The sequence below is a fragment of the Anaerolineae bacterium genome, assembly GCA_035529315.1.
In the GTDB taxonomy this organism is placed as follows: domain Bacteria; phylum Desulfobacterota; class Desulfobacteria; order Desulfobacterales; family ETH-SRB1; genus Desulfaltia.
Genome location: DATKWZ010000013.1, coordinates 16338 through 28627 on the forward strand (window position 1 = coordinate 16338; position 12290 = coordinate 28627).

General features: G+C 43.9%; 14 protein-coding genes. All 14 read right to left on the reverse strand.

Annotated elements, in window-relative coordinates:
• Positions 1 to 122: 122 nt before the first annotated feature.
• A complete protein-coding gene (locus VMW78_02150; protein HUV49810.1) occupies positions 123 to 638 on the reverse strand; it encodes a chemotaxis protein CheW in 516 nt (171 codons plus the stop codon).
• A gap of 12 nt (positions 639 to 650) precedes the next feature.
• Positions 651 to 2297: a methyl-accepting chemotaxis protein gene (locus VMW78_02155; GenBank protein ID HUV49811.1), complete on the reverse strand. Its 1647-nt coding sequence runs from the start codon at positions 2295 to 2297 to the stop codon at positions 651 to 653.
• The gene (locus VMW78_02160) at positions 2297 to 2800 is read right to left on the reverse strand and encodes a cytochrome c family protein (protein ID HUV49812.1); all 504 of its coding nucleotides are present in this window, start codon (positions 2798 to 2800) and stop codon (positions 2297 to 2299) included. Before VMW78_02160 ends, VMW78_02155 begins: the two co-directional genes overlap by 1 nt.
• A 45-nt stretch (positions 2801 to 2845) precedes the next feature.
• Positions 2846 to 3061: a helix-turn-helix domain-containing protein gene (locus VMW78_02165; GenBank protein ID HUV49813.1), complete on the reverse strand. Its 216-nt coding sequence runs from the start codon at positions 3059 to 3061 to the stop codon at positions 2846 to 2848.
• A 329-nt stretch (positions 3062 to 3390) separates the two neighbouring features.
• Positions 3391 to 4269, reverse strand: coding sequence for a protein-glutamate O-methyltransferase (locus VMW78_02170; protein ID HUV49814.1), 879 nt, complete (start codon positions 4267 to 4269; stop codon positions 3391 to 3393).
• A 226-nt stretch (positions 4270 to 4495) separates the two neighbouring features.
• Positions 4496 to 5098 (reverse strand): response regulator, encoded by a 603-nt coding sequence (locus VMW78_02175; protein HUV49815.1) that lies wholly within the window; start codon positions 5096 to 5098, stop codon positions 4496 to 4498.
• A gap of 541 nt (positions 5099 to 5639) precedes the next feature.
• Positions 5640 to 7061 (reverse strand): sigma-54 dependent transcriptional regulator, encoded by a 1422-nt coding sequence (locus tag VMW78_02180; protein HUV49816.1) that lies wholly within the window; start codon positions 7059 to 7061, stop codon positions 5640 to 5642.
• Positions 7062 to 7379: 318 nt separating this feature from the next.
• Positions 7380 to 7904 (reverse strand): flagellar assembly protein FliW, encoded by a 525-nt coding sequence (gene fliW / locus VMW78_02185; protein ID HUV49817.1) that lies wholly within the window; start codon positions 7902 to 7904, stop codon positions 7380 to 7382.
• Positions 7868 to 8125, reverse strand: coding sequence for a carbon storage regulator CsrA (csrA, locus tag VMW78_02190; protein HUV49818.1), 258 nt, complete (start codon positions 8123 to 8125; stop codon positions 7868 to 7870). The genes fliW and csrA overlap by 37 nt, the downstream gene beginning before the upstream one ends.
• Before the next feature lie 5 nt (positions 8126 to 8130).
• Complete coding sequence (gene flgL / locus VMW78_02195) at positions 8131 to 9357, reverse strand: flagellar hook-associated protein FlgL (GenBank protein HUV49819.1); 1227 nt, start codon at positions 9355 to 9357, stop codon at positions 8131 to 8133.
• A gap of 222 nt (positions 9358 to 9579) precedes the next feature.
• Positions 9580 to 10956 (reverse strand): flagellar hook-associated protein FlgK, encoded by a 1377-nt coding sequence (flgK, locus tag VMW78_02200; GenBank protein HUV49820.1) that lies wholly within the window; start codon positions 10954 to 10956, stop codon positions 9580 to 9582.
• Positions 10957 to 10960: 4 nt separating this feature from the next.
• On the reverse strand, positions 10961 to 11497 hold the full coding sequence (locus tag VMW78_02205; GenBank protein HUV49821.1) for a flagellar protein FlgN: 537 nt from the start codon (positions 11495 to 11497) through the stop codon (positions 10961 to 10963).
• Between the two features lie 4 nt (positions 11498 to 11501).
• Positions 11502 to 11807 (reverse strand): flagellar biosynthesis anti-sigma factor FlgM, encoded by a 306-nt coding sequence (gene flgM, locus VMW78_02210; GenBank protein HUV49822.1) that lies wholly within the window; start codon positions 11805 to 11807, stop codon positions 11502 to 11504.
• Positions 11808 to 11879: 72 nt separating this feature from the next.
• Positions 11880 to 12224, reverse strand: a complete 345-nt coding sequence (locus VMW78_02215; GenBank protein ID HUV49823.1) for a rod-binding protein — start codon at positions 12222 to 12224, stop codon at positions 11880 to 11882.
• Between the last annotated feature and the right edge of the window lie 66 nt (positions 12225 to 12290).

Sequence of the window (12290 nt, forward strand, 5' to 3'; positions counted from 1 at the left end):
TCTTGACTCACTGAAAAAGGATGTCCGAAACCGGCTCGTTAAATTTTTAAGACCCGCGTCAGCGCCGGAACAGTTCTCTGCCTTTGCCATAGCAATCTGCCATTTTCCCAACAAGCACCGCACTAAACAGCTTCATCCAAAACAGCAATTTCTTCAGCAGTCAGCACCCGATCAATATCAAGCATAATCTTTATCCCCCCCTTGATCTTGGCCATGCCCAGGATATACTCGGTATTCAGTTTTGTGCCGAATGTCGGAGTATCCTCTATCTCATCAGCATTGATATTCAAGACCTCGGAAACAGAATCCACCACAATGCCGACCATGATTTCGTTACCCGACTCACCTGCAATATTAACCACAATTATACAGGTGCGCTCGTTATATTCGAGCGGTTCTATTTTGAATTTCAGGCGAAGATCGATTACCGGAATAACCTTCCCCCTGAGATTTATAACCCCCTTTACATACGATGGCGTCTGTGGGACAGGGGTAATATTCATAATGCCGATAATCTCTTTTACCTTAAGAATTTCCAGGCCGTATTCTTCGCTATCAAGCTCAAAGGTGAGATACTTACCCTCTCTGCTCATCGAAGATATTGTGTCTCTTGTCATTTTCATCGATTCAGTCCCCATAATTTATCCTCCTTAAAAATCCTTAAAATCCCCTTCTTCCATAGGAATAACATCATAAGGCCTGACTTCTTTTGCGCTATAAGCACCTGCCTCTTTACCCCTCGTCTTTTTTACAGGAGCTGCAAGGACCTTTCGAACTCCGACAGCAATCTTTTTACCTGAAGCTATCTCTTCACTGCTTACTCCATGGTCCATACTACTTGTTCCTTTCCCACTTCCACCAACAAGAGATATTAAATCCCTGACAACACCCTTCATGCTTTCCGCCTGAGAACTCATCTCCTCGGATGCAGACGCGTTCTCTTCGGCATTGGCTGCATTCTGCTGGGTTACCTTATCCATCTCAGCCACGGCCTTGTTGATCTGATCGATCCCCTGCTCCTGTTCCTTGGATGCCGCTGCTATCTCGCCCACCAGTTCTCCTGCTTTCTTTGCGCTGCCAGCCACCTCCGAGAATGCCTCGTTGCTCTTTTTTACAACTTCCGAACCATGTTTGACCTTTTTGATGGTATCATCTATTAAACCAGCGGTGTTTTTGGCTGCATCAGCGGAACGCCTCGCCAGATTTCTGACCTCTTCCGCAACCACCGCAAAGCCTGCTCCGGCTTCACCTGCGCGGGCTGCTTCTACCGCTGCATTTAAGGCTAACAGATTGGTCAGAAAAGCTATCTCATCGATTGTCTTGACGACCTTATTTGTTTCTTCGCTTGATTTTGAAATCTCCTCCATTGATCCCGTCAGTTCGGTCATTGAGTTGTTTGCCAGATCAACTGCGCGTGATGTCTCGTTCATCAGCCTGTTTGCTTGTTCTGCATTATCTGCATTCTGCTTGGTCATGGATGACATCTCTTCAAGGGATGATGATGTCTCTTCGATTGAGGCTGCCTGCTCAGATGCTCCTTCGGCAAGAGACTGGCTGGATGATGAAATCTGGCCGGATGATGAGGCTACCTGGCCGATCACTTCATTTAGTGCGTTTGCGACTCTTTTAATGGGGCGGATAACCACTCTCGAGATCAATATAAAAAGGGTTAGGATAACGATTAAACTTCCGGAAAGGCCTATAACTATATTCTTATTCCGCAGCTTTCCAAGGTCTTTATACATCTCTTCGAGACCCTCTCTTACCATCATGCCCCCAAGTACGGCCTGACTTGAACCATGGCAGTGAAAGCAGCGATTTTCGTTTAGAATGGGGCGAATCGTGGTCAGATAAGGCTTTCCTCCTATGATTTCTTCATATTCTGTTTTATCGGATTTGCCGTTTTGTATTAATTGATTGATAGCGTTTTCCAGATCGGATGAATCGGTCAGTTCGGATACACTGTTACCGATCCTCATTTTTTCAGAGGCATAAGTTATATGCTTGTCAAAACCGAAGATTAAAACCTCTTCCCCTTCTCCCATAAGGTCTTCAAGCCCTTCCATCTGGCGCCCGATAGCTTCGGAGTCGCCTGTAGCCATGGGATAGATCATGCCGTTATAGAATGTATCCGCAAGTATGTTTGTTGCATGAAAGACCTCTGCTTTAATATGTTTCCGCTGGTCTGAGAGATTAATATAAATTATAGAACCAAGAATAAGTGCAAAGAGAATCGCAAGCCCGCCGATCATTAAAGGCATACTTTTTGTCGTTTTATTTGTCTTTTTATTTTCCATTAGTGTGCTCCCCCATAGATTAAGGGTTTAAAACGAAAGGCTCCCACACGTTCCGCATTATGGCATGTTTCACACGCCTTCAGAGTCAATTTCCCGTTGATATCCTCGGGAGCGCCTGTTTCCGCATGGATGCCTCCAGGACCATGACAAACTTCACATCCTGCGTTTTTAAGATCAGGTGTTTCAGTTTCTGATTTAAACCCGCCTGGTTCACCATATCCTGTGGTATGACATTTAAAGCATCCTTTAAACTCTTCATCGGTTAATCTATTTTTCATGGTTTTGATAGACTTGAATGAATTTCTTTTGTGCGCAAATGTTTTAAAATTTTTGTACTCTGTTTCATGACATTCCACACATGCATCCGAACCAACATAGGTGTTATCCGCTGCTTCACATCCGAGCCTGCCGAAAGGGGCATAAGATAACAGCCAGAATAAAACCAGGACATAGTTGCATAAAATTCTTGATACTTGATATGTTTTTTTTGTTTTTGTCGTCACTACCCATCCTCCTTTTTCGCTTAATTCCTCAATCCCTAAATCCCCCTACCTGTCATCTGCGTCACCACAAAGATCATGGATCGCTGATTCTGAAAAGCCGAATTTTCTCAATAATCTCATTACCTCGGAAGCAGAAATCTTATGGCATTTGCCTATCTTATAAGCCTTAATTTCCCCCTCTTTTATCCACCGATAAATCGTCACCCGATTGACTTTAAACAACATGGCTACTTCTGAAGTAGAATATAGTGATTCCGTCATTTAACCACCTTTTGCAAGCAAAAATTATGCAATATGCAACAATTTCATCCAATGTAACAATTGTATTAATCGGCAAAAAACAAAAAAAACTTTAATCTTGTTCATTCAGCTTGACTCGTTTCCGGTTGCTTTCAACTTCTTATTACAGGGTTAACTCTCCGCTCTATGCTCTATGCCCTATGCTCTCCGCTCTCCGCTCCCTCCCCAATCAGAAACAGATCACCTTGTCTGTGTGAAAATAGATCCTTCGGGAATCATAACCTCCGAGATTCCGGCTAATGAGCTTGATCCCTTCAATTTTCAAAAACTCAAGGACAAACCCGACATTTTCACTCCGGTTTCCTGTACATGGCTCTATCAACGTTCTGGAATCTTTCGTTAATACCGTGCAATGATTCTGAATGACCGATAAAGAGATATCCGCCTGGAACGAGCTGGTCGTAAAACTTTTCGAATAATTTTCTCTGAGTCTGCTGGTCAAAATATATGACTACATTGCGGCAGAATATTATGTCCATGCTCGGCCTGATACCAAAATCTTTGTCCATAAAGTTGAGATGGCGGAAGGTAATACAATTACGCAATTCCGGAACAACGCGGCAGAGCTCCTTTTGAGAGTTTTTACCGCGCATCAGGTATTTCTCTCGCCACATGGCAGGAACCTGTTCAACCGTTTTTTTTAGATAGATCGCTTTTTTTGCCGTGGCAAGCATCTGGGTGGATATGTCCGTAGCAAGTATGGCAAACTTGTCAAGTGGCCGAGTAGTCAAAAAGAACTCTGCCAGGACCATGGCCAGGGTGTAAGCCTCTTCCCCGCTGGAACACCCGGCGCTCCAGATGTTCAGCCTCCTCATATTTCCTGTCTGTTTTGACCCGGCAAGCAACGGCAAAACATTCTTTGTCAGAAAGTCAAAATGCTCCGCCTCACGAAAAAATTCAGTCTTGTTTGTAGTGACTACGTCTATCATCCTGGCAAGTTCTTTAGAGCGACCATGGGGGCTGCTAACATAGTCATAGTACTCGCTGTAAGAGGTCAATCCAAGATCACGCAATCGCTTGAGAAGCCTGGCTGTGAGCATGGCCTTCTTGGCAGGCGACATCTTGATGCCGCATTGGGCGTAAATAAACTCGCTGAAACGCTTAAACTCCTGATTTGACATGGTGGGAGAGTAAAACGCCTGGTTTGCGGCTCTATTCTTCTGTTGCATATTGTACATAATTTACTCAACGACTCCCCCCCACCCAACAACATCCTGGCAACGTGAAATGAACCGCCACACCGTTTCCCTCTAAGGGCAGAAGGGGCTCAACCCAGATTCTTGCAACTCAAATCTTAGATTTTTTGACTCTACTTCTGTCTCAAATAGTGACAAAGCCTTCTTTGTCAGGTCAACAAGGTTGATAAAAGTAAAATCTGTGTTATTCACGGTTGACTTAAAGGCATGTTATGTCTTGAGCTTTTTTAAGCAGTTCGCTTGCGCTTCTATGAACAAATAAGGCTTTTTCCACATAGTTCTTCGCGCTTGCAGATTTATCAAATGCCATAACAGCCATCTCGAGATAGCCTGAAACAACCATACTCAAATTGCTTAAATCGTGGATAATCATGCTCGCAAAGTCTTTATTGAGAGCTAATTTCTCTCTGGAATAATCTAAAGTTTTCTTTGTCTTGAAAAATGTCTTTACGCAGGCCCGGATTAAACTCTGATTAAAAGGCTTGACTATAAATCCCTCTCCCCCGGACTCAATCCCCTTTTTATGAAAATCAGGATCAGAAAGAACTGTAGTAAAAAGCACGGGTACACCTTGGGTACCTGTGTCATTCTTTAAGGTCTTGCAAACCTCAAATCCTGAAATCCCCGGCATCATAACATCTATAATAACCAGATCCGGCTTGATATCTCTGACCAATTTTAACGCTTTTTCGCAGTTGTCAACGTGATATATGCAATAATTATCGGATTGTAGATATCCTTCCAAAATCATACCGGAAACCGGATCATCCTCAACGATTAGAATTTTAGGTTGATTATTCATACTTGTCATTTGTCACTTATCATTGGTCATTGGATTGAATATTGAAAATCAAAGGAATAAATCTTCAATTCAGCTTAATTGTCTCGTCAAAGCGATAGATAAAGCAAATAAAGGGCCAGGTGGAGAGAAAAATTAATTTTTTTTAAGAGAGGATTTGTGGCGACCAGCTAAATATTGCAACATCTGGCATAAAGGAATTATGCGGCACACAATATATGGCAGGATAGTGCTTTTAGAGGTGATCAAATTTTGATGGACTCGTAAAAAAGAAAAATTTACCACGGATGGCACAGAGCGCGCAGAGATAACTATTTAAAATTGCAAAGTTTTCCTCTGTGTTCTCAGCGGTGCGAACCGACCTTCTACGAAGTCATCAATATTTATAATAGAAAATGAATTCCGAAGCAAAAAAGGAAGGGAAAAATGGTTCAGGTGGCCGACGATCAACCTGATACAGCTCATATCTATTTGTTATTGCAAAGAATAAAGGCCAACAGGCTTATTTTGAGCCAAGGCGGCTGAAAAACGGCCATTCATTCAACTACTCAACCAATCCCAAATCGGCTATCTTTTTTTTTATGGTGGATCTTGAAATTCCCAGTATCTTGGCAGAACGGGTTCGATTACCTTTTTCTTTCTTGAGCACCTTTTTAATATAAGCTGCCTCTAACTTTTTCAGTGTCATGTTATCGGAAAGCTGAAAGTCGGATATGTGAGGTTGATCTGCTGAAAATCGCTCTGATCCATTTTGGCGGGTTAATTCAGGAGGAAGGTATCTAAGAGTAATTTCATTATCCTGCCCGGAAAACAGAATTGCCCTTTCAATCACATTGCGCAGCTCTCTGACATTGCCCGGCCAGTCATATTTTTGAAACGCTTCCATGGCCTGGGCGGAAAAAGTCTTTTCCGTGGTCTTTGTTAAAGAAGAGTGAGACAAAAAATAGTCGACAAGCTCTGGAATATCTTCTTTGCGCTTTCTGAGCGGCGGCATATTAATCTCGAAAACATTTAGCCTGTAAAAAAGGTCCAACCGGAAGCGGCCTTTTTTTATCTCTCTTTCAATATGGCGGTTGGTTGCTGCGATAATCCTGACGTTTGCCTTTCTTTCCGTTGTTTCTCCAAGTCGTCTGAATAGACCGGAATCAAGCACGGTCAGGACCTTGGCCTGCACAGCGCCGGCCATATCGCCAATCTCATCCACAAATAAAGTGCCTCTTTCAGCGACCTCAACAAGGCCTTTTTTATGCCTGTCAGCACCGGTAAAGGCCCCTTTTGCATAACCAAAGAGTTCGCTTTCCAGAAGGCTTTCCTGCAAACCAGCGCAATTGATATGGACAAAGGGTTCTGATGCACGCTTACCTTCCCAGTGCATTGCTTCTGCTGCCAAATGCTTACCTGTTCCGCTTTCTCCTGAAATCAGTACAGGCAGCTCCAGGTTTTTAAACATGTCGATCCTGGCCCGAACTTCTTTTATCAGGCTGTTCCTGCCGGTTATTTCTCTGGTTCTGCTTCGTCCCGGCGTAAGCCTGCGGTGATACTCTCTCATACTATCGAGGCAGTTTAGCGAATCATCAAGCTCACCTTGTAAACGTCTCATCTTGAGCAGGCTGTCAATATGGGCCTTTAGTATGGCCACATCAATCGGTTTGGCCAAAAAACCGTCTACACCTGCCTTAATGGCTTTTATATTGCTCTCACGGTCATTTAAGGCGGTAATTGCCACAATCGGAATCTTGAATGTCTTAGGATCGGATTTCAGCCTACGGGTTACCTCGAATCCGTCGATCCCGGGCATCATCAGGTCGAGCAGGATAATATCAGGAAAAGACCCGGCAACCTTTTTCAATGCCTCTGATCCACTCCCGGCTTTTTGGGGGGAAAAGCCAAGAGTGACAAGATAAGCCTCAAGGACAGCCAGATTGGCTTCGCTATCATCGACGATTAGTATTTTATCATGAGTCATTCACCCGCCTCCCCGGCCCTGTCAATGAGTCGTTTCATCCGTAACATCATTGACTAACCCATTTAATAAATACACTAAAAAAAGATTGTTGTCAATTTTCCATTGTCAAAAATGCTTCTATTTACGACATCTACAAAAAAATACGCACAAGATGTGCCATATCAAGGGCATCTATTTTTAAAATGCAAATGTCTTAGGAATTAAGTGGGCGGCAAAGGATCTAATGGGTGGAAATGGCCAAGAGAAAAAGACTAAATATGGCTTACTGCGTCAAGACAATAACGACGGCCTTTATTTCGGCAGTGGGCAGGTTACTTTTCACATTACCAGAGCGGAAGAAATTATTTCTCCTTTTTCACATGCCTTTTCTTCGGAAAATACCTTATTTTCTGTTATGGGATGTTGAACAGGATAATTAGGATCAACAAGAATAACCTGTTTTGCCAGCATTTTTTTTGAATTTACCACGATGGGAGCTCTAAGGTTTGCCGTTACCTTGAAAGGATCGGAACGGATCGTTACGACAGAAAATAAAACCACATCCTCAGGCGATGAGATTTCAAGTAATCTCGCTTCATCGTCAGATATTAACGGCTCGTAATCCTGTTTTACAACAAGGGAGTTGATAACGACAAAAGCGACCGAACCATCCTCAACGGACTGAAACCACCAGAAGGGATTCTTTTCCTCCTGTATGAGGAGTACATATCTTCCCAGGTGTTCAAACCCCAGCATTCCCCCCTTTATCCAAATAACCCTGGATTCATCAATACCTATGTCTCCAAAACGGGTGGTAGAAATTCTCACTAAACTTCCTCCTCTGGATTTTTCAGTCTGTTCCATATATTAGACAGACTCTTGCCTGTTGAATTATCGCGCGCTGTCTCTACCGCCAGGATATTCTGTTCCCTGATCATTTGATAAACCTCCTCGCGATGAATGGTTACATCCGCGGGGGCATCTATCCCTATCCTTAGCTGCTTTCCCCTTGCCTCGAGGATAGTAACCTTGATTTCATTACCAATTCTTATTGTTTCGCCTAACTTCCTTGTCAGGATCAGCATATTATTTATCTAAGAAAATCGAGTATTGTTAAATTTCCTATCTTTGAGGCCACACTGTACGACGCTTGCAAAGCAATCTCTTTCATGGCAAACTTGCTGATTATTTCAGATATATCTGCATCTTCCACGCTGGACATCAGCTCGGTCAGATTCAGATTCATATCAGCCATGGTATTTTTCGCTATCTCTAATCTGATCATCCTGTTGCCGCACCTGGAAATATTTTCCGATATTTGATCAGATGAATCCTTAAGACCGTCTATGCAGGCCGCAATGCCGTCCGGATCATTATTCTCCAGAGCCGTCTTCAAATCATTGAGAACCCCGAATACATCAACACTCCCATTCCCCTTGTCCGTAAAGGCTGCTTCACCTGAAATGGAGTAAGCAAAGGAGCTCCCTTCTGCGACATTAACCGATAGTTCCTCGCCGTTGCCGTTGTAATACCCTGTAGCAAAGGCATGGACATAAAAGATATCACCCGCAGCCAGCTCAGGATCGGCCGCACCGGTATCATCAAAGGTCAAGACTATGCCGTCACCTATGTCGCCGGTATCTACTGAACCGCTATCCGGCAATACAAAGGTTTTCCCTGTTGATGTCCAGGTTGCCCCTCCATCATCAGACACATCATAGGTTGCGGTTTCTGTCACATTATCCCAGGCGGTAATCTTCACCGCATAAGTCTTGTTTACACTGCCTGTATATGTGCCGCTGGACGTCACGCTACCGTCAAAAGTATTCCCTTCAGCCGCGGCAGCCGTTCCTATCCCAGCAACAGTTCTTTCGGAAGATGAAAAAGGAGTTTCTCCGGTTTTCGTGCCCGAAAAAAGATATTTGCCCTCATACTTTGAATTGGCAAGGGAAAGCATTTCATCTATAAGCTGCTGCACGGTCTCGGCTTCGGTGCTTCGCACCTCGGCAGATGAGGTTGCTGTTGACTGGGCAACAGCCACTTCTCTGGCCTTTATTAGAAGGTCGCCCGCAAACGACAGTTTTGATTCCGTAATAGTGATCCATGATCCACGGCTATCAATGTTCTTGCTGTACTGTTCGACAGACGCCTTGGTTTCTCGAAAATTCAGCACCCTGCTCATGCCGATGGGATCATCCGAAGGTCTGTTAATTTCCTTTAGTGAAGCAATTTTTTCAGCGAGTTTATTATAACCCTCCTGGGCCTGAAACATACTATTGACCATTGTATTAAATTTCATGTTTTCTGATATACGCATTACCATAATACTGCCTCATAGACGTGTTAAGTGTTAGGTGTTAGGCAATTGATAAAACAAAGAATTGCCTCAACCTAATCCTCTAATCCCTTAATCCTCTAACCTATACATTCTGGATTCCGGCTTCCGCCGGAATGACGAAGGAAAGACGCCTTCTCACCCTCTAATCCCTGACCCCCGATCCCTGACCTCCCCTAGCTCTTAGCTCTATGCTCTCAGCTTCTACTGCACCAGGCTCATCAGGGTATCCGCCAGTTCCTGTGTGGTGACGAAAAGCCTGGCCGAAGCATTATAACCGGTCTGATATTTGATAAGGTTCATCATCTCCTCATCAATCGACACCCCGGAAATTTCTTCTCTCTTGTTCGCAAACTGGTTCATAAGATTTGTATGATGATCAACACGACTGTTTGCATACGCAACATCCTGACCGATCTGCGCCACGAAAGAAGAATAATAGGAACTGAACGTTGATTTGCCAGTGTTCATAGTCAGTTCATCTTTTATCTGACTCATGGTTACGGCATTTCCACCATCGCCGTTTACCGTCGATGATGCCGCTATCTTATTTACATCCGCGACAATAGCGTCGGCAACCTTTATATATCTGGCCTCTTCGACTCCTGTGTCAAATGCAAAGAAATTTTCGCCCAGGTTTTGATTAATATCATAACCCAGTATATGCTGGGCATTTACCTGATCAACTATGGTTTTAGCCAGGTCATCAAGGCTATCCATATAGCCTACCGCCGTGGTGTCGCGAATATCCAGGAAAGCCGCCAGGCTTCCCTTTGTTATAGAACTATTAATCACGGTATCTGTGTCATCTTTCAAAACAACGTCATAAAAAGAAGGATCAGAGGGGTGGTTCTCGGTCACGACATCAAGTTCCCATGTCTGACCGCCTTCTACCAGCGGCATGCCATTGGACAGGAAGATGCTTATTGAACCACTTGAATCCGTGACAGTATGGAAATTGGCAACCTCGGCCATCTCTAATAAAAGGGTTGTCCTTTTGTCTCTGAGACTATTCAGACCAGGCTCCTCCGCAACCGCCGTTCCAGACTGTAGAATCCTGTCGTTTATATCAGCAATATCAGATGCATAGCTGTTGATCTTATCCACCAGAACCGGTATCCGTGTATTTGCGTCATCTTTCACGGAAATCAGCTCATTGCTATATGACCGAAACATGGACGTCAGACTCTGGGAAACAGACACCAGCGCCTGTCTTTCAGCCTGCCCGGAAGGATTTGTCGACAAATTCTCCCAGGCACCCCAGAATTTATTCAACAATTCATTAATACCCCCGCCGTCAGTCTCGTTAAATGTCATTTCAATCCTGTCCAGCGCGTCCTTTTTAGCTTCACTGTCCCCGAGATCATTTGCCTGCTCATTTATCTGAGCCTCTAAAAACCGATCATATATCCTTTCTATCCCTGTTATCTCAACACTTTGAACCAAGGCGCTGAATGCCGCCCGCTGCCTCGAATATCCAGTGGTGTTTGCATTGGCAATATTGGTCCCTGTAATATTTATCGCTGTCTGATGACTCAACAGACTATCTTTCGCGGTGTTCAATGCGTCGATACCGGACATTTGACTATCCTTCCCTGCTTACAATCCTTCCATTCAGATTGCTTGCTTTTAATCTTCCCGTGTTCATGTAGGTTGAGCCGGGGTAGATAAGCCGGCCTAAAAAATCGATAGATTTTCGCACATAAAAGATAGAGGAATCGAGCAACGTTTTATTCTTCTTGTTCAACCCGTGAATGTCCATCAAAAGAGATTTGAGCGCTGACCGGCATTCCTCAAGATCCCTTTTCTGGCTGTCATCTCCATAGAGCAGCAACGTTGAAAGGCTTCTATCCTTATTGAGGGCCTTATTGAGGGCTTTTCCGTCAAGATTAAGGACATTAATGATTCTCTCAACCAATTTTGTCCTTGCCTCTTCCACCATCCTGGCCTTTAAAATACAGGTCTCTTTTCTGGAATTACTTTCATACAGTTCATCCGCAGAAGATCCTGCCAGGATTTCTCTCTCATTCAGGAAACATTTGTAAAGTTTACCGTAAACATTCAACTCGTTTCTCAGCACTGAAATAAGAGAGTCATAAAGAAAATGTAGTTCATTATTCATTGCTTTAAGCCTCGATATCCAGAATTGATTCACCTATCATTTTTCCGGCAATCTTTTCTCCGCCCACATCGTATTTTCCCGTTTCTATCTGATCTTGCAATTCCCGAACCTTTTCTTCGCGAACATCCGGGAGTTCTTCGATAGCCTTCTCTGCCTGCTGAATATCCCTTGCCTCGGATGACAAACTGACCGTCTCTTCCGGAACCACGTCGGTTGCCTGCTTATCAGGCTTGGAATTCACACTCTCCTCATTTATCTTATACCGTGAAATGAGCTCAATTATGGAATTTCCGGTCTCAGAAATTTTCATCTGCAATACCTCCTTTTTATTTTACTTCCTATTTATAGAAATATCGGCAAGTTTGCAATAAAACTTTAGCAACTATTCAGGTTCAAAGGTGTTAGGTGTTCTGCTCCCTGACTCCGGGCCCCCGATCCCTGATTTGAGCTGGCGTAAAAGCATTTGCTGAAGGCCTATGCCCCCCCCTCTTTTTGCGAGGTCTTCCGCTACCTTCTGATCAACCATTGTGGAATAAATATCCTTGCCTGGAAAGTTGGTTCCGCCTTGCGGAACCGTGCGCCGCATGGTCTTGAGCATGTAATTGATGAAGATGGATTCAAAATCAGCGCACGCTTTTTTCAGCTTCTTTTCACTAATTTCCGGTTGCTGTCGGTCAGGCCTTTTGAGCGCTCCTGTTGGCAACCCGTTTAATCTTATTTCTTCCATCAAATGGCTCCTCATTTACTGATCCCTGACCCCTAATCCCTGACCTCTAATCCTTAATCCTCTACC

Excerpts from the sequence above, each read along its gene's own strand:
- VMW78_02215 (HUV49823.1), bottom strand. The coding sequence starts at position 12,224 with ATGGAAGAAATAAGATTAAACGGGTTGCCAACAGGAGCGCTCAAAAGG.
- flgL (HUV49819.1), bottom strand. The coding sequence starts at position 9,357 with ATGCGTATATCAGAAAACATGAAATTTAATACAATGGTCAATAGTATG.
- VMW78_02170 (HUV49814.1), bottom strand. The coding sequence starts at position 4,269 with ATGCAACAGAAGAATAGAGCCGCAAACCAGGCGTTTTACTCTCCCACC.
- VMW78_02165 (HUV49813.1), bottom strand. The coding sequence starts at position 3,061 with ATGACGGAATCACTATATTCTACTTCAGAAGTAGCCATGTTGTTTAAA.
- flgM (HUV49822.1), bottom strand. The coding sequence starts at position 11,807 with ATGAAAATTTCTGAGACCGGAAATTCCATAATTGAGCTCATTTCACGG.
- VMW78_02155 (HUV49811.1), bottom strand. The coding sequence starts at position 2,297 with ATGGAAAATAAAAAGACAAATAAAACGACAAAAAGTATGCCTTTAATG.
- csrA (HUV49818.1), bottom strand. The coding sequence starts at position 8,125 with ATGCTGATCCTGACAAGGAAGTTAGGCGAAACAATAAGAATTGGTAAT.
- VMW78_02150 (HUV49810.1), bottom strand. The coding sequence starts at position 638 with ATGGGGACTGAATCGATGAAAATGACAAGAGACACAATATCTTCGATG.
- VMW78_02205 (HUV49821.1), bottom strand. The coding sequence starts at position 11,497 with ATGAATAATGAACTACATTTTCTTTATGACTCTCTTATTTCAGTGCTG.
- VMW78_02180 (HUV49816.1), bottom strand. The coding sequence starts at position 7,061 with ATGACTCATGATAAAATACTAATCGTCGATGATAGCGAAGCCAATCTG.
- fliW (HUV49817.1), bottom strand. The coding sequence starts at position 7,904 with ATGGAACAGACTGAAAAATCCAGAGGAGGAAGTTTAGTGAGAATTTCT.
- flgK (HUV49820.1), bottom strand. The coding sequence starts at position 10,956 with ATGTCCGGTATCGACGCATTGAACACCGCGAAAGATAGTCTGTTGAGT.
- VMW78_02175 (HUV49815.1), bottom strand. The coding sequence starts at position 5,098 with ATGAATAATCAACCTAAAATTCTAATCGTTGAGGATGATCCGGTTTCC.